The 19,111-nt window shown below is 42.3% G+C and carries 16 protein-coding genes; 9 read left to right on the plus strand and 7 right to left on the minus strand.

The window, feature by feature from the left end:
- Window positions 1-3 precede the first annotated feature (3 nt).
- Window positions 4-1,215, minus strand: coding sequence for an efflux RND transporter periplasmic adaptor subunit (locus NDN13_RS08910; protein ID WP_251117977.1), 1,212 nt, complete (start codon window positions 1,213-1,215; stop codon window positions 4-6).
- A gap of 234 nt (window positions 1,216-1,449) precedes the next feature.
- Here NDN13_RS08910 and NDN13_RS08915 point away from each other — a divergent pair, with 234 nt between their 5' ends.
- From NDN13_RS08915 to NDN13_RS08925, 3 genes are all read left to right on the plus strand, one after another.
- Window positions 1,450-1,965, plus strand: coding sequence for a sigma-70 family RNA polymerase sigma factor (locus NDN13_RS08915; protein WP_251117978.1), 516 nt, complete (start codon window positions 1,450-1,452; stop codon window positions 1,963-1,965).
- 22 nt (window positions 1,966-1,987) lie between these two features.
- Window positions 1,988-2,944 (plus strand): FecR family protein, encoded by a 957-nt coding sequence (locus NDN13_RS08920; protein ID WP_251117979.1) that lies wholly within the window; start codon window positions 1,988-1,990, stop codon window positions 2,942-2,944.
- A 66-nt stretch (window positions 2,945-3,010) separates the two neighbouring features.
- Window positions 3,011-5,503: a TonB-dependent siderophore receptor gene (locus tag NDN13_RS08925; protein ID WP_251117980.1), complete on the plus strand. Its 2,493-nt coding sequence runs from the start codon at window positions 3,011-3,013 to the stop codon at window positions 5,501-5,503.
- Window positions 5,504-5,586: 83 nt separating this feature from the next.
- Here the strand turns inward: NDN13_RS08925 and NDN13_RS08930 are convergent, their stop codons facing one another.
- The 6 genes from NDN13_RS08930 to catM all read right to left on the minus strand — a co-directional run bounded on the left by NDN13_RS08930 (window position 5,587) and on the right by catM (window position 13,659).
- A complete protein-coding gene (locus NDN13_RS08930) occupies window positions 5,587-5,922 on the minus strand; it encodes a DUF3325 domain-containing protein (RefSeq protein WP_251117981.1) in 336 nt (111 codons plus the stop codon).
- Window positions 5,922-7,619 carry a PepSY-associated TM helix domain-containing protein gene (locus tag NDN13_RS08935; RefSeq protein ID WP_251117982.1) on the minus strand — a complete coding sequence of 566 codons (1,698 nt, stop codon included), beginning with the start codon at window positions 7,617-7,619 and terminating at the stop codon, window positions 5,922-5,924. The genes NDN13_RS08930 and NDN13_RS08935 overlap by 1 nt, the downstream gene beginning before the upstream one ends.
- Before the next feature lie 4 nt (window positions 7,620-7,623).
- Entirely contained in the window at window positions 7,624-7,971 is a 348-nt protein-coding gene (locus NDN13_RS08940) for an iron transporter (protein ID WP_251117983.1), read from the minus strand.
- Between the two features lie 59 nt (window positions 7,972-8,030).
- Window positions 8,031-10,865, minus strand: coding sequence for a TonB-dependent receptor domain-containing protein (locus NDN13_RS08945; RefSeq protein WP_251117984.1), 2,835 nt, complete (start codon window positions 10,863-10,865; stop codon window positions 8,031-8,033).
- 320 nt (window positions 10,866-11,185) lie between these two features.
- Entirely contained in the window at window positions 11,186-12,451 is a 1,266-nt protein-coding gene (locus tag NDN13_RS08950; protein WP_241288592.1) for an OprD family outer membrane porin, read from the minus strand.
- A gap of 290 nt (window positions 12,452-12,741) precedes the next feature.
- Window positions 12,742-13,659, minus strand: coding sequence for a cis,cis-muconate-binding transcription regulator CatM (gene catM / locus NDN13_RS08955; RefSeq protein ID WP_004654826.1), 918 nt, complete (start codon window positions 13,657-13,659; stop codon window positions 12,742-12,744).
- Window positions 13,660-13,763: 104 nt separating this feature from the next.
- Between catM and NDN13_RS08960 the strand changes: the two genes are divergently transcribed.
- From NDN13_RS08960 to pcaF, 6 genes are all read left to right on the plus strand, one after another.
- Window positions 13,764-14,873, plus strand: a complete 1,110-nt coding sequence (locus NDN13_RS08960; RefSeq protein ID WP_251117985.1) for a muconate/chloromuconate family cycloisomerase — start codon at window positions 13,764-13,766, stop codon at window positions 14,871-14,873.
- Between the two features lie 14 nt (window positions 14,874-14,887).
- Entirely contained in the window at window positions 14,888-15,178 is a 291-nt protein-coding gene (gene catC / locus NDN13_RS08965; RefSeq protein WP_005190515.1) for a muconolactone Delta-isomerase, read from the plus strand.
- A 119-nt stretch (window positions 15,179-15,297) separates the two neighbouring features.
- Window positions 15,298-16,218: a catechol 1,2-dioxygenase gene (catA, locus tag NDN13_RS08970; RefSeq protein ID WP_241304193.1), complete on the plus strand. Its 921-nt coding sequence runs from the start codon at window positions 15,298-15,300 to the stop codon at window positions 16,216-16,218.
- A 119-nt stretch (window positions 16,219-16,337) separates the two neighbouring features.
- Entirely contained in the window at window positions 16,338-17,027 is a 690-nt protein-coding gene (locus NDN13_RS08975) for a 3-oxoacid CoA-transferase subunit A (protein WP_251117986.1), read from the plus strand.
- On the plus strand, window positions 17,024-17,677 hold the full coding sequence (locus NDN13_RS08980) for a 3-oxoacid CoA-transferase subunit B (RefSeq protein WP_251117987.1): 654 nt from the start codon (window positions 17,024-17,026) through the stop codon (window positions 17,675-17,677). The genes NDN13_RS08975 and NDN13_RS08980 overlap by 4 nt, the downstream gene beginning before the upstream one ends.
- A gap of 218 nt (window positions 17,678-17,895) precedes the next feature.
- Complete coding sequence (gene pcaF, locus NDN13_RS08985) at window positions 17,896-19,110, plus strand: 3-oxoadipyl-CoA thiolase (protein WP_251117988.1); 1,215 nt, start codon at window positions 17,896-17,898, stop codon at window positions 19,108-19,110.
- Window position 19,111: the final 1 nt, after the last annotated feature.

Below are 19,111 nucleotides of genomic sequence, written 5' to 3' on the forward strand. Positions count from 1 at the left end.
CGCTTATCCAGCTACTGTTTTTGCTGGTAGTGGCTTAGAAACATCATTCTGAATGATTTGTACTTCTTGTCCTTCTGAAAGTCGATCAATCCCCTCTAAAACAACACGCTCATTGCCTTGTAAACCCTCAATGATCTCGGTCTGTCCTTGTGAAACTGCACCTAGCTTTAACATACGAACTTCGGCTTTATCTTCTTTATTCACAATATAAACATAAGTGCCTTTTGCCCCATGTTGAATGGCATCACTCGGTAAATGCACTGCATTTTGCAAGGTCTTGGCATTTAATCGAACATTGACAAATTGATTGGGGAATAAAGCATCATCGAGATTGGCAAAAACGGCTTTTACTTTGAGTGTGCCCGTATTCAGATCAATCTGATTATCCAGTGCCTGAACTGAACCTGTGGCCAATTGTTTTTGTTCTGCACGATCCCAAGCACTCACCTGAATGCTTTCTTTATTTTTTGTGGCTTGGCGTACCGTGTCTAAATAATTTTCAGCCACTGCAAACTGAATATACACAGGATGGATTTGAGTAATACTCAATAAACCTGTTGCTTCATTGGCTTGGATTAAATTACCCGCATCTTTTAAGCGAAAGCCAACACGACCATCTATCGGCGCATATATTTTGGTATAAGACAGTTGCAACTTTGCCGCATCGACCTGTGCCTGATTGGCTTGCATCTGTCCCTTGAGCTGATTGACTAGGGCTTGTTGTTGGTCGACCTGTTGCTTGGCAATCGAGTCTTGCTTATACAGCAACTGATAACGATTCAATTCAGTTTGTGCATTTTGCAACTGTGCTAAATTTTGTTGCTGTGTCCCCTGTGCTTGTGCCAATGTGACCTGAAATGGGGTCGGATCAATTTGTGCCAACAACTGCCCTTTCTTGATGTATTGTCCCTCTTGGAAATACAGCTTTTGCAGTACACCTGACACCTGACTTTGAACATTCACAGTATTGGCTGGTACCACTGTACCAATGGCCTTAATTTGTAATTGCAAATCACCACGTTGTACCCCGACCACACGCACAGGCACAGGTTTACTCCATTGGCTAAACGATTCCTGTTTATTGGCTTGGGATTTTTTCCAATAATTCCAACCCCATGCCACGAGCAATAAAAGCACCGTCAATGCAATCAACCATTTGATTTTATTTGATCGAGAATGCTGTTGTAGTTTTAAATCAATCTGTTGTTCACTCATGGCATGCTCTACTTAATCAAACAAAATTCATTAGAAATATGGGAGATGAAGAAAACAAAAAATGTTCCCCTACATTGGTTTAGTCGAACGAAAATCAAAATCAGCTCAATTTTTTCTGTAAAAGTATGTATACAATTTTATTGATATTAATAACAATTATCATTACTATTTGAAAGTATTTTTTCCATCCGCCTTTAATTGTGCATCTCCCTGCTCATTTGTGGACTCCTTGCTATGAACCTGAATGTAGAAAAACAGTTATGGTTTAGCCACGTTTATCAAACCCAGCAAAGCTCGCTGTTGTCTTGGTTTAAGCACAAACTACAGCACCACCATCAATCGGAAGACTTGAGTCATGAAGTATTCTATCGTGCCTTAAAAAGTGACTATTGCTTTGAAAAGATTAAAGAACCTCAGGCATGGTTAATGGGCATCGCCAAACATGTGATTATTGATTATTGGCGGCATCAGCATGTAGAACATCTATACTTAGATGCGCTTGCACAACTGCCAGAAGAATATTACCCCTCTGCTGAACATGAAGTCTGTATTCGTGAAACACTTTATCAAGTGCATTTGATGCTGGAAAAACTGCCTCAACGTACTGCACAGGTGTTTTTATTATCGCAATTGGATGGGCTGACCTATCGTGCGATTAGTGAAAAACTGGATATTTCAGAGGCAACAGTCAAAAGAGATATGAAACAGGCTTTCTTGGCCTGTATAAGTCTTTATAATCAGACCGATTAATTGCTGAATTTGCTTTGCTGCTATGTCTCAAGCCCCTAAAATCCCTGATCATGTATTGGACCAAGCCGCAGATTGGCTGGTGCTATTACATTCAGGTGAAATGACTGAGTTAGAGCAGCAACAATTTCAACAATGGCAAGCAGAAAAACAAGAACATGCCTTGGCCATTCAGCACATCACTAGATTTACACATGGCTTAACAGGTTTATCCAACCACTTTCCCTCAGATTCTTTAGTCCAGTCCAAGCAAAAATTTAATCTGAGCACAAAACGAAATATGCTGTTTAGCCTGTCAGGATTGATGGTTATCAGTTGCGGAATGTATTTATTGCCTTGGGCAAAATGGCAATCTGATGATCATACCGAAGTTGGTGAAATTAAAACTATTGCACTGCAAGATGGTTCAACCTTGATCTTGGCCAGTGACAGTTATATCAACGTGAATTTCTCCGAACAGACTCGACAGATTCAACTGATCGAAGGTGAAATTTATATCCAAACCGCCAAAGATCCGCAACATCGTCCATTTATGGTAAAGACCAAAGATGGTGCGATTGAAGCCTTGGGTACTCAGTTTACGGTAAGACAAGAGCATCATGATCAAACTCGAGTCAAAGTCTATCAACATGCTGTTGCTTTACAGCCGCAGGATTCTGGGCAACGGCAGATTTTACAGCAAGGTCAACGTGCATATTTCGACCGCCAACAAATCTCTAAACCACTCCCACTAAACAATGAGCAGCCCTATTGGACTCAACAATTACTGGTGGTAGAACAATGGCCGCTAGAAAAAGTCATTGGTGAGCTATATCGTTATAAAAAAGGTACTTATTTCATTGAACCAGCGTTAAAAGACCTTCGTGTCTCAGGCGTGTTTTCATTAAAGAATCCTCAACAAAGCTTAGAAACGCTGGCCTATACCCACCAACTTGAGTTGAGTTATTACAGTCCTTATGTATTAAAAATAAAAAAAAGATAAAAACATGATCCTTTTTTCAATCTGATCCGACTTATAGAGAAATACACTCCCAGTTGAGAAGACCACATGAAGGATTATCAGGCGAAAACTACCTTGGCGTTGGCTGTACGCGCCATTTTATGGGGCATGCCACTCAGTATTGCCAGCATTGCAACAACCTCTGCTTATGCTGCCAATGTTTATCAGATTTCGATTAGCTCAACCACACTTGATCAGGCATTGAAGCAACTCGCCATTCAAACAGGTACCACCATCAGTTATGACTCGACTACACTTGCAAAAGTAAAAAGCACTTCACTCAAAGGGAATTATTCAGTAGAAACTGCTTTAGAGACTTTGCTTAAACCCCATGCATTTGAAGCCATTAAAGTTGCCAATGCGGGATACAGCATTCAAGCCAAAGCAACTGTAGCAGCGGTTGAACCGAAAGTGGTTCAATTAGAAGCGATTCACACACGAGCAGATCAAGCTAAAAATAACAACGCTCAGCAAGAAAGCAATTCAACACAGCTTCCAACAATTTCGATCAAAGCTGCCAGCCAAAATATGACAAATGTTGGCAAGCAAGCTCAGAATATTAAAGACGTACCACAATCTGTAACAGTTATGTCTCGTCAGCGTCTTGATGAGCAAGGCCTAAAAACCCTTGATGATGTCATGGTACAAACAACAGGTGTAACACGCGAACAGCTCTGGTTAAATAATAACTATAGTGCACGTGGTCTAAAGATTGAAAATATCCGTTATGACGGTGGCAGTACTTCAAGTCTAGAAGATCGAAGTAACAGTGCTGATATGGCACAATATGACGCAGTTGAGGTGTTGCGTGGTGCAGATGGTTTATTCGGTGCTGGTGAAGCTGGCGGTGTGATTAATCTCACCTCTAAACGACCAAAAGCAGAAACCGAAATCAATGGATCAATTTCAGCAGGTAGCTGGAATAATTATCGTGGTGAATTTGATGCGACAGGTTCTTTAACAGAAGATCAAAGTGTTAAGGGACGTTTGGTCACTGTTTTTCAAGATCGAGACTTCTTCTACAAACCAACACAAAGCCGCCGTGAAATGGTCTACGGTGCATTAAGCTTTGACTTATTACCCGAAACAACATTGTTTACGGGTGTGAGTTATCAAAAAGATAAAGTAGATGCTTTTAATGCCAGCTTACCTCGTTGGGAAGATGGCGCAGATCTGCATTTACCTCGCAGTACAACGATGGGAGCACCTTGGGGATGGATCGAACGTAAAAACACATCCTTCTTCGCCAATCTTCAACACCAAATTAATGATGACTGGAAAACACAACTGAATGTACGTCACAACATTGGTAATGATGCGATTAACAGCGCTGAAATGGAAGGTGCTGTCAGTTATGACACTCACCAAAGCCAATGGTGGCGCTATCAGGATGATACACGCTTTAAAGAAACAACAATGGATTTAAACCTACAAGGCAGCTTTAATTTATTTGAACAAAAGCATGATCTGATTTTAGGTATTGATCATAGTAACAACCAAAAAGATTATCGACTAAATTGGACCTATTATGCTGATGGCGATGCATTTAATCGCGTTGCACCACCAGAATGGGACTACCCTGCGCTCTCTTGGGCAACCAATACGACCAACAAGAATAATAAATCTGCACTTTATGGTTCTTTAAAATTACGTCCTGTTGATGATTTAGCCCTCATTCTTGGTGGCCGCTACACCTTTAAAGATGAGTTAACCATCAATAACCACAATAGCAATATTGAAAACACCTATACAGAAGACAAAAAATTTGTTCCTTATTATGGAATTACCTATGATATTTTGCCTTCTACTACAGCCTATGTAAGCTTTGCAGAAATTTATAAAAATCAGCGTAACTATTTAACAGCAGCCGATGGCCCAGGACTCGAACCATTAACAGGGCGAAATATTGAATTTGGTATCAAGCATCAAATTAATACAAACTTGCTTGCATCCATTGCTTATTTCGATATCAAAAAAGAAAAGGAAAAAGTGTATAACACCTATACCAGCATTCCAAACAGCAACTCACTTTGCTGTTATATCGGTACAGGTTCTATGGAAAGTAAAGGCGTTGATGTTGAACTGAATGGCAATATTAGCCCTGACTGGAATTTATCTGTAGGTTATACCTACAATAAAAACGAGAAAAAGGATAATACTGAAAATCCATATAATAGCTACACCCCTAAAAATCTGTTAAAAATTTGGACAACCTATCAGCTTGATCAAATTGTCGATGGCTTAGAAATAGGCGGCGGTGTAATTGCTCAAAGTAAAAACTATGCAGCAGGATCAGTCAGAGAGTTTAATCCAGTAACACAAAAGTTTGATGGTGCTTGGAAAAGTATTGAGCTGGTTCAACCTAATTATGCTATTTGGTCAGCTCGTGTCGCTTATGACATTAATCCGCAATGGAATATCGCACTTAACTTAAACAATATTTTTGACAAAACCTATTACAGTACAATCGGCTATCCAGGTTATGGTAATTTTTATGGCGAACCACGTAACTTCCTTTTGACTTTAAAAGCAAGTTACTAAAGCTCTGAAAATCAATTCATAACCAAAATAAAAAGAGGAAACATCCGTTTCCTCTTTTTATGTCACTTCAATACAAGCAAATCTTAAATCAAGGTCACAATCAGCAGTAGCCCAAATACAACAGTCACGATCACATTTGCTTGCCATAGTTTTTTAGGGTGATACGTCAATAACAACCCCACTGCCAAAGCAGCAAAGCTCATACAACCCAACCACTCAGATAAACCGACCGAAGCACCTTTAAAATAAATCATGACCAACGCAGAGAGAAGTAGCATCACCCAGCCTACAATTTCAAAACGTCGACTATTTTGCGCTGAAATCTGAGCACTAAAAATATCGCGCTGATGCTTACTCATCCCACAGGCAAGTGCTGATAACGCCACCACAGCAACACACCACAACATCAATGCTGCCATTATGCTTGCTCCTGTTCAGCTTGAACCTTAGGCTGTTTTTTCTGCTTCACCGCTAAACCTTGGTAACGCTTTAACTTGTAATAAGAATAGATAAAAATCAGACCCAAAATCATGCACACTAGATCAAAACTGGCGATCATCCATTGTCCATGATAAATACTCATCCACAGCGCCTGCCCACCTGTTAAGAAGTTTAGGATTGGCATAAACAGGAACAGTACAGCGGCTAAAGCCAGTTGCTCCAACCATGCGGGACGATGCGCCCGAATAGCCGCATGAATTAAACACACAAGCCATGCGATAAAGAACACATTAATCTCTAACGGAGAGCGTTCAGCCAATTGAGCGGGGATAAAACGATTGGCAATAAAATAAGCTGCGCAAGCAATTGGTAGGCCTGTAATTGCAGTAATATTCAGAACTTCAACCAGACGATGACCAAAAGGCTTATAACCCAATTTCTGTACATCTGGAATACGTTTCACCACCCACAAGATCAGACCAGAAGCCACCATCATGGTGCCTAATATGCCCGATAAAAATAGCAACCAACGCAACACTGAATCCACACCACGTGCCATATGCAACCATGTCACTAAGGTATAAATGGCTTTTGATGCCGAGTTAACAGGCTTGGCTTCATCAATCAGTTGTCCTGTCACCGCATTAAACTTCATTGAAGGAATGCTTTCTCGATCAAGCAATGTTGTCGTATGTGTTGCGTTAAATTGAACGTCTGCTTCAACGGTATTCGGTTTATTCACGCGAATTGAAGCAATCGGGTTATCTTCCCAACTTTGTTGAACGTAATGACTCAATGCGACTAAATTCACCATCGGTGCTGCTGCAAGCACAGGCGCTACCTGTTCAGCTTCACCACGACGGCCACCACCTCGATTACTACGACCTTCCTCTGCAGCTTCTTTTTGTTTTTGCTCTGCCAATAACCGTGCTTGCTCAGGTGTTTTAGCAACAGGTTCATTCAGCATTTGATAGAAATTCTGACCGTTTCCATAATGGCTGTTCATCGCCCAAGGCATAAACATGAACATTAACAGCAGCAAACCACTAAAGGTGATCATGATATGAAAAGGTAAAGCAAACACAGCCGTTGCATTATGCGCATCGAGCCACGAACGCTGCCCTTTGGCTGGACGGAAAGTAAAGAAATCTTTGAAAATCTTTTTATGAGTGATAATACCGCTGATAATCGCGACAAACATGAATAAGGTTGCGATACCAACAATCCAACGCCCCCAAATACGTGGCATGCCATAGAGTTCAAAATGGAAGCGATACAAGAAACCACCACCCCGAGTTTCACGCGCTTTAATCTCTTGGCCCGTTTGCGCATCTAAATAGATTTCCCCCCCACGACGGCGACCTTCACCCAGCTTACGGATATTCAGCATAATCGCGGGTTGGCGTTCATTGGCAAAACGGATATTCCAGCTTTCAGCAGGCTGCCCGTTTTGCTGCAAATACTGTAGTGCATAACCCAATTGTTGCTGCTGAGAAGTATTATTCACAGACTGATGCAATTCAGGTTTCATCCACACCGTAATTTCATTTTGGAAAAAACTGAGCGTGCCCGTCAGAAAAACGGCGTAAAGCAGCCATCCCAAGAGCAGGCTTGTCCATGTATGTAACCATGACATGGATTGGCGAGGGCCTTCATTTTTACCATCAACACGCATGACTTTACCCTTTTAAAAACCAATAGATCAACGTCATCAATACACTGGGAACAATAACGCCCAACCAGACTTTCACGATTGAGTTGACCAAAAATACCCAAATGAACACGGCACAATGGATCACAAAAGCCAACATGGTTGCCCCAAACACGGCATTGGCTTTGGAAGGTTCAGCGGCAAACAGGAAACCCATCAACATTGCAGCAATCGCAGCAAAGTAATAACCACCAAAAATAGCCAAGACAAAACGTGAAAAAATCATCAATCGATATTTAATCAATGATGATTGTTCAACCTTCTTTTTTGTGACCCTTTTGGCGGAGGCCAAGGGCACAGACGCTTCAATATTCATAAAGACACCCAGTCAGGTGGCGATGATGCAAAATAATCGCCACCTGCATTTCAGGAAGATTAGAAAGAAAACTTAAGATTGAGATAATATTGACGACCACGGACATCACTGTATTTACTGAGGTAAGACTGAGTTCCAGACATATCGACCGTGTAATCGTTAAATAAATTTTGAATACCGAAGCTCAGTTCGCTTGAGCTGTGTTTTAGCAACTTACTGCTCGGCAATTTCACTTTGGCGAAAATGTCATGGTAGATTTGATCTTCGATTTTTAATTTTTGATCGGCACGACCCGTTTGATTCAAAATCGCAGTCGCATTAACCATGTCATAAGAACCATAATATTGACTTGCCCAACCAAAGCCCCAATTGTCATTGGCTTGTAGATAAATCGAGGCATTGGCACGATGTTTTAGCGGTGCATCGGAGACCGCGCCACCCACCACACTGACAAAATTCTTCTCTGGGTCAATCAAATTATGTTGTTGGCGATATTCATTAACATGGGTATAGCCCAAATTAAAGGTGGTTTCTCCAATCACGCTATCAAAGCGATAATTTAAATTGGTATCAATCCCACTGGTTTTAAGGTTTAAAGCGTTGAATGGCGTGATATCAATTGAAACCACATCGCCAGCTTGATTGCGTTGAATGCGGCTACCATATTTGCTTTGATTGTCTAAAATATATTGCGCACTGATCGAACTGATATTATTGGTTTTTTTGATGTTGTAATAATCAATCGATAGGCGTAGATCAGGAATCGCCTCTGGGGTTAACACAATCCCAGCATTAATACTTTTTGAACTTTCTGGCGTCAGATCTGGATTGCCCCCAGAAATGCTTTCATAGGTGCTAATGATTTTACCCGTTGCTGGATCAGTTAATGTCGCTCCCGTCACTTGGGTCGAAGTCGCTTGAGAGATCTGCGAAACCGATGGTGTAACAAAGCCTTCACTATAAGACGCACGGAACATCAATTGGTCATTCGGTGCGAAGCGGAAACCTACTGTTGGCGTGATCGCATCAAATTTTGATTTACCCGAATCGCTATAATTTAAGAACTTGGAACGGTAGCCCGTAGCAGGATCAATTTTACTGTCATATTGCGGTATCTTGGCTTGGACATTGAAATCCTCATAACGTGCAGCCAATTGCACATCCAGTAATTTGGCGAAAGGTAAATTCAGCTCAGGTGAAATCACTGGAATGTTAAATTCCGTGTGAACACTGGATGCATTGCTCTTACGTTCAGTCGGCTTCACCCAAGGATTGTCGACATGTTGATGATCCGCAAAGCCTTCACTTTCATAACGGCGATGCTCAATCCCCGTTGCCAATCGAATATCGCCTGCATACCATTTTGCAATTGGCCCTGTGGCTCGAATTGAGAAATCATTTAAGGTCTGCTGTGTATTATTTTTTGGATAGTTCCAGTATTTTGAAATTAGGTCGGTTGGTGTGGTGGTGAAATCTTGCAAAAAATCAATTGCATTATTGGCAGTATCTTTGTTCCATGCACTGGCTTTCGGATTTTTGCTGCCTTGACGCGTATAACGTTGACGAATATCCGATTTACTCCATGCATAATCTGCCGAGAGTATCCATTCTGGTGTCAGGTCAAAGGTAAAGCCCGTCGCAACTTTCTTCTGGGTGGTTTCAAAGGTGTCCTTGGCAAAGCCACCTAGGCTATCCAAACGCATTGGATAATTCACCAGAATATCCTTGCCAAAAGGATTACGTGGACTATCTTTGCTCATTGTTACCACGTTATAACCGTGCGGAGAGGTATTAAATGACCAACCCTCTTCTTTTTCATAGCCCGCCTCAAGAAACACATTCAGACGATCAGTAAAATCACGATTTAAAGAAAGACCAAAGGCTTCGGTCTTGGTATCGTAAAGCAAAGCCTCTTTACCTGACCAGCCACTCACCCCGTCTGACAAACCCAATGCATAGCCTTGGCCCAGTTTGCTCAGATCGCCATTCCAACCTTTGGGAAGATGTGCCATAGATGAGCCCCATCCTGGTACTAATTCAGAACCATCTTTACTACGAATATTGGTTAAATTACCTGTAGGCGGGTTGACCTTGTCCCCAATAAGACTATTTGGATTATTTTTTAAAATATTTTGGCGTGACTTACTTTTCCAGTCACGTTCGCTCGCTAGCAAACTATCTTGATCTTTTTTAGAAGCAGTCAACATCACATGGGTACGACCATCTTCCAGAGAAAAGCCTGAAACCAAATTAAAAGACTTGGCAGGTTGTTGATTATCCACTGTATCGCTATAGCGCACATTCACTTCGGTGCCGACATAGTCTTTACGCAAAATCACATTGATGACACCACCAATCGCCCCACTGCCATAAATCGCAGCAGCTGATGTCGGTAATACTTCAATCCGTTCAATTGCAGCCAAAGGAATATTATTTAAATTAGGCTGATCGGTAGATTCAGAAGTACCACGGCTACCTGTTCCCGCGCTACGGCGACCATTAATCAACACTAGAGTTTGACTGGCACCAAGTCCACGTAAATTAATTTGACTTGATGTGCCAGAGAAATAACTGGAATTATTGGTTGAGGTTGCCATTGGCAATACTTTAGATAATAACTCAGTGACTGTGGTGGTACCTGAGCGCTCAATCTCTTCCCGCTCGATCATGGTGTAGGCTTGGACATCGTCTTCACTACGTGGAATATCCATATTGCCCGATTTATAGGCAACATCAGCGTTGCTTGCCGTCACTGCAATGGTCGGCAGCGTCGAGGCTTTATCTGCACTGTCCTGTGCAAATACGTGTGGAGATGACAACACCAATAAAACCGAAGTACAAAGTGTTGTTCTAATAAATTGAGATGATTTAAGAGAGATATTTTGTTCTAACACGTAAGAACCTTAATTCATTATTAAAAATTTCGTGAATAATACACAAAACAAACAAAAATGACAATAATAATGATAATTATTATCAATAATAACATTAGCGCCCCATATTCCTCCATATTTTAAAGTGATCAATAACAACAAAAGCTTATGAAATGGGAGAACGTGATCAATTCGTCTTAACAGCGGATAAAGCACCTAATTTTAGGAAGATGTGGAGCCAAGTGTTTGCAGTTTTTAGTGATTATGATTAAAAAAATAAGCCCATCTTTTTCACGAATTTGAATAAGATGGGCTGTTCAATTCTTGTATTGAATCGACAATTAAAACTTATGTGTATACGTCGTCATAATTCGATTTTCGACAAAATCTGTGCCAGGGTTATTGCCTGCTCCATATTTAATATCAGCTCGAATATGCCGCCATTCAAAGCCCAAGCCTTTCAATTTACCTTCTGGTACGGTGTAATTGACGATCACATTCTTCTCAGTTTCTTTATTATCCTTAAAGCCTTCCCGATAGATTTCACTGCCATTTAAATAACGTAAAGTCAGTTTTAACCCGGGAATACCTTGCTCTTTAAAGTCATAACTATATAAAACATGCCAAGTGAACTCTTTGGCTTTGTAGAAAGCAATTGCAGACCAACTCTGTAAATAGGCTTGTGGTACATAACCGTTCAACAAGGGAATATTGTCCTCACCCATATGCTTTTGCAGACCCGTCAAAATGGTATGTGGTCCATTTTGCACACTGGCTTGCAGACCAATTGACTGGACATCAATATCGCCAAAATAGGCATCCCCATCTTCTTTATAATTAAAATAGCGGGCATCCACTTTAAGCTTGCTTTTGTTGACCGTTTCCGTAAAGGCCGCACTCAAATATTGTTGTTGATAAATATCTTCGAGCTGCCCAAACCAATAAGAACCCGTTAACTGAGGGGTAAAATTATAATCGAGGCCCAGAAAATTCAGCCCGTCACTTCTTTTGTTTGGGTCTGTCGAGTTGCCTAAGGTAAATTTTCGATATTCATCATCATCTCGGGCATTCACATGGGTAAAACGCCCTGCCGACACTTTTAAATTTTTAATGTCTTTGCTTTCGAGCATTGCACCCGCATAGGTGGTGACCAATTGCCGAGAATCATCAATAAACAGTACCGGTGTTTTTGGGAAAAGCTCACCGACTTTCAGTTCAGTATTGTGATATTTAAATTTTAAAGTTGCGCCTAATTTTAAATAATCACGCTCCTGCCGACCTTCGTGCTGATCATATTTAAATACGGTATCCAGACGTTCATCATAGCGATCCGTTAAACGCAATGCATATTGAAACCCCAAATCCAAACCGACTTGAAGCGGTGTATCGGTATAGCCAGATTCAAAACGTCCTGTCATCGCCTGAGACCAACTGCCCAGATCTTTATTGGTATTTTCAAAATCGCGTTCTAAATAAAAATTACGTAGATAAATGCTTTTTTCGCTGTCTTCAAAAAAATCTGCATAAGCCACATTGATATTTAGACAGCCAAAGAGTGTATATAGGGCTACGCGCTGTGCTTTATACAGCGTATCTGGTTTTAACATGGGAAATCCTTTCCTGAGTATTTGAAATTCTTATTCATTCACGCTGAGAGTTAAGACCGTCCTCACAACTGAGACCATACTTGCCGATACCTTTAAAACTGACATAAATTCAGAAAGATATATTTGAGTAAATATTGGCCACACCTTATTATTTGAATTATTAATGTAATTTTCCATAGATAATGAAGTATATAGTTATACCTTTTAAGTCTAGTTTTAGGTCATTTTCACCACAATTAAAAAAGCGATCATGATGACCGCTGATAAATAAACTTGGTGCCTAGCGTGGCTTAATCACCCTCTAGCTGGATCGGAATGCCTTCCTCTTCAAATACTTGCTTAATGCATTCTAAAATCTGTGGTAGATACGGACTCTGATCCATATTGCGCACTGCCAATGAAATCGGGGTATAGGCTTCTAAATCTAAGATTGGGATATACACCAGATTCTTCATACCAATATCACTGGCACTTTCTGGAATCAGGCAAATCCCCTCACCCGATGATACCAAACCAAGCGCCATATGAATTTCACGTACCTCGACCATATCTTTGGGCACCAAACCCAAGTCGGTAAAAATCGACTGAATTAAGGTGGAAAAATTCGGTTTTTGGGTGGCGGGATAAGAAAAAATAGGTTCATCGATAATCTGAGACAGATAAATGCCCTGATCGATAAAGCGGGTTAAATGATGGTTTTTATGAATGGCTAATTTGAGTTTTTCTTTGCGCAATAAAATCCGTTTAATTGCAGGATCACTAATTCTTAAACGTCCAAAACCTAAGTCAATTTTACCCAGCTTTAATGCTTCGATCTGATCCTTGGTGCCGTGTTCAATCAACTCCACCTGAATATCAGGATGGTTTTGACGGAATAAATAAATCACTTGCGGTAACAATGCATAAAGTAATGAACTGACATAGCCAATACGCACAATCTTATTCACCGTGCTAATGCGTTTTGCCATGGAAGCCGCTTGAGCAGTATGGGTCAAAATCTGCACTGCATGTTGATAAAAGAACTGCCCCGCCTCTGTGGTTTTTACAGGTCGCGAACCACGTTCAAATAACAGGATACCGAGTTCCTCTTCTAATTTTTGGATCTGACGGCTTAATGGTGGTTGCGCAATGCATAACTTTTCTGCGGCTTTGGTAATGCTCTGTTCCTCGACCACCGTCACGAAATAACGAAGATGTCTTAATTCCATTTAATATACCTTTTAAGTATCTAAAAATACCAAATTCAGCCTAGTTATAGATATTACATTAATTTAGGGTATGTAAATAGCTTAGGACGAAAGAAATACCAAAGATGTATAAATCCATAGAAACCCTACTTGTCGAGATTCCAACCATCCGCCCACATAAGATGGCGGTTGCAACCATGCAAACCCAAACCTTAGTCCTCATTAAAGTGACAACAGCAGATGGTTTGATTGGTTGGGGTGAAGCAACGACTATTGGTGGCTTGGGTTATGGAGATGAAAGTCCTGAAAGTGTCAAAACCAATATTGAGCACTACTTTTCGCCATTGTTAAAAAGCTTGGACAGTTTTAATGTGGCTCAGACCCTACAGGCCATTCAACACAGTATCAATGGGAACCGCTTTGCTAAATGTGCTATTCAAACGGCGTTACTGGATATTCAGGCACAACGTTTAGGTCTACCACTCAGTGAAGTGTTAGGTGGGCGCCTACGTGATAGCGTTCCTGTACTTTGGGTTCTAGCCTCTGGGAATACTGAAAAGGACATTGCTGAAGCAGAAAAAATGGTTGCGTTAAAACGCCACAATGTGTTCAAGCTCAAGATCGGCTCTCGCCCCGTTGAGCAGGATGTTGAACATGTACTGGCAATTAAGCAAGCCTTGGGCGCAGAGGTTTCGATTCGTGTTGATGTCAACCGTGCATGGTCTGAGTTGAATGCGATTAAAGGGATTCAAATGCTTCAGGATGGCGGTGTTGATCTGATTGAGCAACCGTGTGCAATTCATAATATTGATGCCATGCAACGTCTGACCCGTAAATTTGATATTGCCATTATGGCGGATGAATCTTTAACCGGTCCGCAAAGTGCTTATCAACTGGCAAAAAGCAATGCCGCCTCAGTGTTTGCAGTAAAAATTGCACAATCAGGTGGTCTGATTGAAGCCTGTGAAGTCGGGAAAATTGCCAATCTGGCAGGGATTGATCTTTACGGTGGCACCATGTTGGAAGGTCCAGTTGGCACCATTGCTTCCGCACATGCCTTCTCTACTTTTAGCAATTTAGCCGCTGGTACGGAACTGTTTGGTCCGCTACTACTCACGGAAGAAATTTTAAAAACACCGCTTCAATATGGCAATTTTGAACTCAAAATTCCAACTGGCTCGGGTCTCGGTATTGAACTGGATGAAGACAAAATCGACAACTTACGTCGTCAATAATTTAAGGAGTTGCCATGCTTTTTCATGTACGAATGGATGTAAATATCCCGCTCGATATGCCAGTTGAACAAGCCAATCAAATTAAAGCTGTTGAAAAGGCCTATTCACAAGATTTACAGCGTCAAGGTAAATGGCGTCATATCTGGCGCATCACTGGACAATACTCAAATATCAGTATCTTTGATGTGGAAAGCAATGAGGAACTGCACAATATTTTACAGGGACTACCGTTGTATCCCTACATGAATATTGAAGTGATGGCGATGAATCGTCACCCATCAGCCATCCGCGAAGACGATAGCTAAAGCCCATCGTGGCATCAGGATCGCAACAGAATTTGAACAAGGAATGTGGCAAGCCAAGCAAGCAGCAAAACAGCAAGTCCGCGAGCCACCAAAAATTATCATACTTCAGGAGAATATGTATGAACCGTCAAGAAATCGATGCACTGGTTAAAAAAATGAATGTGGATACCGCAACAGGTGAAGTCAATCCACGTGTACAACAAATCGTGGTTCGTCTGCTCGGTGATCTTTTTCAGGCGATTGAAGATTTGGACATCTCACAAAGTGAGCTATGGAAAGGTCTGGAATACTTTACCGATGCAGGCCAAGCCAATGAACTTGGCCTATTGGCGGCAGGTTTAGGTCTTGAGCATTATCTAGATTTACGTGCTGATGAAGCAGATGCCAAAGCAGGCATTACGGGTGGAACTCCACGTACCATCGAAGGCCCACTGTATGTGGCTGGGGCGCCTGAATCTGTTGGTTTTGCCCGTATGGATGACGGTTCTGAATCAGACAAAGTCGATACCTTATTCATCGAAGGCACTGTCACTGATCCTGAAGGTCATATTATCGAAGGCGCTAAAGTCGAAGTTTGGCATGCCAACAGCCTAGGTAACTATTCATTCTTTGATAAGTCGCAATCTGACTTTAACTTACGCCGTACCATTTTATCTGATACCAACGGTCACTATGTGGCACAAACCACTATGCCTGTCGGTTATGGCTGCCCACCAGAAGGGACCACACAAGCAGTACTGAACTTGCTTGGCCGTCACGGTAACCGCCCTTCTCATGTGCACTATTTTGTGTCTGCACCAGGCTATCGTAAATTAACCACGCAGTTCAATATCGAAGGTGATCAATACCTATGGGATGACTTTGCATTTGCAACACGTGAAGGCTTGGTCGCAACTGCTGTGGATGTGACTGATGAAGCTGAACTTGCTCGTCGTGGTGTGAATAAGCCATTCAAACACATTACCTTTAATGTTGAATTGGTGGCAGAAAAAACAGGTGCGCCAACTACCGAAGTTGACCGTCGTCGTGTCGGTGCTTAACACCACAAATTTACTGTGAGCTAGACCTTAGCTCACAGTTTTTAAATTTCTATGCATACCCGTTTATACAGCAATTCGTATGTATAGAAATTTGAAAACATGGATAAAAGGTTGGCCTTATGATTGATAAAAGTACCCTCACATTGACTGAGGCACTGTCACAGATCAAGGATGGTGCAACCATCATGATTGGTGGCTTTGGCACCGCAGGACAACCCGCTGAACTGATTGACGGATTGATCGAACTTGGGATTAAAGACCTTGTCATTGTCAATAATAATGCAGGCAATGGCGATTATGGTTTGGCCAAACTACTCAAAACAGGTGCGGTACGTAAAATCATCTGTTCCTTCCCCCGTCAATCGGATTCATGGGTATTCGATGAACTGTACCGTGCGGGCAAGATTGAACTGGAATTGGTGCCACAAGGCAATCTGGCGTGCCGTATTCAAGCTGCGGGCATGGGCCTCGGTGCAGTTTTTACCCCAACTGGCTTCGGTACCTTACTGGCAGAGGGCAAAGAAACCCGTCATATCGATGGCAAAGACTATGTACTTGAATATCCAATCAAAGCCGACTTTGCCTTAATCAAAGCACACAAAGGTGATCGTTGGGGCAATGTGGTTTATAACAAATCTGCACGTAACTTTGGCCCAATCATGGCGATGGCAGCAGATATCACTATTGCCCAAGTCTCAGAACTGGTCGAACTCGGTCAGCTAGATCCTGAACATATCATTACCCCTGGGATTTTTGTACAGCATGTGGTCGCTGTTGATGCAGTTAATGGCACAGGAGCAGAACAATGAGCTATCAAAAATTAAGCCGTGACCAGATTGCTGAACGTGTGGCGCAAGACATTCCCGATGGTGCTTATGTCAATCTCGGCATAGGCCTGCCAACCAAAATTTCCAATTATCTTCCTGCGGACAAAGATGTATTTCTGCATTCGGAAAATGGCTTGCTGGCTTTTGGCCCGCCACCTGCCAAAGGTGAAGAAGATCCAGAACTGATCAATGCAGGTAAAGAATATGTGACCATGCTCACAGGCGGCAGTTTTTTCCATCATGGTGATTCCTTTGCCATGATGCGTGGTGGACATTTGGATATCGCGGTACTGGGTGCTTTCCAAGTGGCAGCCAATGGTGATTTAGCCAACTGGCATACCGGTGCGGCAGATGCGATTCCTGCGGTGGGTGGTGCCATGGACCTCGCTGTTGGTGCCAAGAAAGTATTTATCACCACCGATCACAACACCAAGCAAGGTGAACCCAAGATTGTTGAAACGCTTTCATATCCAGCCACAGGCTTGAAATGTGTCGATCGTATTTATACCGACCTGTGTGTGATTGATGTGACCACGGACGGCTTAAAAGTGATTGAGAAAGTGGATGGTTTGAGCTTTGAGGAGTTGCAGGCGTTGACGGGTGCTCAATTGATTGACGCGACGCAAGGATAATGTTTACACAGCCACTAATTACCGGTTACAGCAGAGGCTTTTTTGTATAGGCATTGCCTTACTTTTTAAGGATAAAAAGTAACAAAAATCCTTTGTTGGACTGATGGTATATCCATATACCACAGCCCAACAGGCGGCATCCATGCCGCCGCCGCGAAATACTTAGAGTGAAATTGAATCCAACTGAGCCAGACATGGATTGAAGGAAAATATTTAAAATGAAAAACGCTTATATCATCGATGCCATCCGCACTCCATTCGGTCGTTATGCAGGCGGTCTTGCACCTGTACGTGCCGATGACTTGGGAGCCATTCCGATTCAAGCCTTGATGCAACGTAATCCAAGTATCGGCTGGCAGCAAGTCGATGATGTGATCTATGGCTGTGCCAATCAGGCGGGTGAAGACAATCGCAATGTCGGACGCATGTCAGCCTTATTGGCAGGCTTACCTTATCAAGTGCCTGCCACCACGGTGAACCGTTTATGTGGCTCATCCCTAGATGCCATTGCCATGGCTGCTCGTGCCATTAAAGCCAATGAAGCTGATTTGATTATTGCAGGCGGTGTCGAGAGTATGAGCCGTGCCCCTTATGTGATGGGCAAATCCGACATTGCTTTTGGTCGTAGTCAAAAGATTGAAGACACCACCATGGGCTGGCGTTTTATCAATCCAAAACTGAAAGAACTGTATGGCGTAGATAGCATGCCGCAAACCGCAGAAAACGTGGCGGAACAATTCAATATTAATCGTGCTGATCAAGATCAGTTTGCGCTTAACAGCCAACAACGTACTGCAACTGCACAAGCCAAAGGTTTCTTTGCTCGTGAAATCATCCCTGTGACGATTCCACAGCGTAAAGGTGATGCAGTTGTGGTGGATACTGATGAGCATCCACGTGCATCAACCACCTTAGAAGCATTAACCAAACTCAAAGGTGTGGTTAAAGCCGAGGGGACGGTCACGGCGGGTAATGCCTCTGGAATTAATGATGGCGCAGCAGCGTTGCTGATTGCTTCAGACGAAGCGGTTGAAAAATATCAGCTCAAACCACGTGCAAAAATTATTGCGGCAACCACAGTTGGGGTTGAACCACGGATTATGGGCTTTGCACCTGCACCTGCAATCAAAAAATTACTGAAACAAGCCAATCTTTCTTTAGTGCAGATGGATGTGATTGAGTTGAATGAAGCCTTTGCCGCACAAGCTTTAGCCGTGACTCGTGATTTAGGTTTGAGTGATGACGATGCACGTATCAACCCAAATGGGGGTGCGATTGCTTTGGGTCATCCTTTAGGTGCCTCGGGTGCGCGTCTAGTCACCACCGCATTGAATCAACTTGAACAGATCAAAGGCCAGTATGCCTTGTGTTCAATGTGTATCGGTGTTGGTCAAGGGATTGCCTTGATTATTCAACGTATCGAACAAAATTAAG

Source organism: Acinetobacter sp. C32I, from assembly GCF_023702715.1.
Lineage (GTDB): Bacteria > Pseudomonadota > Gammaproteobacteria > Pseudomonadales > Moraxellaceae > Acinetobacter.

Bases quoted from the DNA above. Each gene is read 5' to 3' on its own strand.
- NDN13_RS08910 (WP_251117977.1), bottom strand. From the start codon at position 1,215: ATGAGTGAACAACAGATTGATTTAAAACTACAACAGCATTCTCGATCA.
- NDN13_RS08915 (WP_251117978.1), top strand. From the start codon at position 1,450: ATGAACCTGAATGTAGAAAAACAGTTATGGTTTAGCCACGTTTATCAA.
- NDN13_RS08920 (WP_251117979.1), top strand. From the start codon at position 1,988: ATGTCTCAAGCCCCTAAAATCCCTGATCATGTATTGGACCAAGCCGCA.
- NDN13_RS08925 (WP_251117980.1), top strand. From the start codon at position 3,011: ATGAAGGATTATCAGGCGAAAACTACCTTGGCGTTGGCTGTACGCGCC.
- NDN13_RS08930 (WP_251117981.1), bottom strand. From the start codon at position 5,922: ATGGCAGCATTGATGTTGTGGTGTGTTGCTGTGGTGGCGTTATCAGCA.
- NDN13_RS08935 (WP_251117982.1), bottom strand. From the start codon at position 7,619: ATGCGTGTTGATGGTAAAAATGAAGGCCCTCGCCAATCCATGTCATGG.
- NDN13_RS08940 (WP_251117983.1), bottom strand. From the start codon at position 7,971: ATGAATATTGAAGCGTCTGTGCCCTTGGCCTCCGCCAAAAGGGTCACA.
- NDN13_RS08950 (WP_241288592.1), bottom strand. From the start codon at position 12,451: ATGTTAAAACCAGATACGCTGTATAAAGCACAGCGCGTAGCCCTATAT.
- catM (WP_004654826.1), bottom strand. From the start codon at position 13,659: ATGGAATTAAGACATCTTCGTTATTTCGTGACGGTGGTCGAGGAACAG.
- NDN13_RS08960 (WP_251117985.1), top strand. From the start codon at position 13,764: ATGTATAAATCCATAGAAACCCTACTTGTCGAGATTCCAACCATCCGC.
- catC (WP_005190515.1), top strand. From the start codon at position 14,888: ATGCTTTTTCATGTACGAATGGATGTAAATATCCCGCTCGATATGCCA.
- catA (WP_241304193.1), top strand. From the start codon at position 15,298: ATGAACCGTCAAGAAATCGATGCACTGGTTAAAAAAATGAATGTGGAT.
- NDN13_RS08975 (WP_251117986.1), top strand. From the start codon at position 16,338: ATGATTGATAAAAGTACCCTCACATTGACTGAGGCACTGTCACAGATC.
- NDN13_RS08980 (WP_251117987.1), top strand. From the start codon at position 17,024: ATGAGCTATCAAAAATTAAGCCGTGACCAGATTGCTGAACGTGTGGCG.
- pcaF (WP_251117988.1), top strand. From the start codon at position 17,896: ATGAAAAACGCTTATATCATCGATGCCATCCGCACTCCATTCGGTCGT.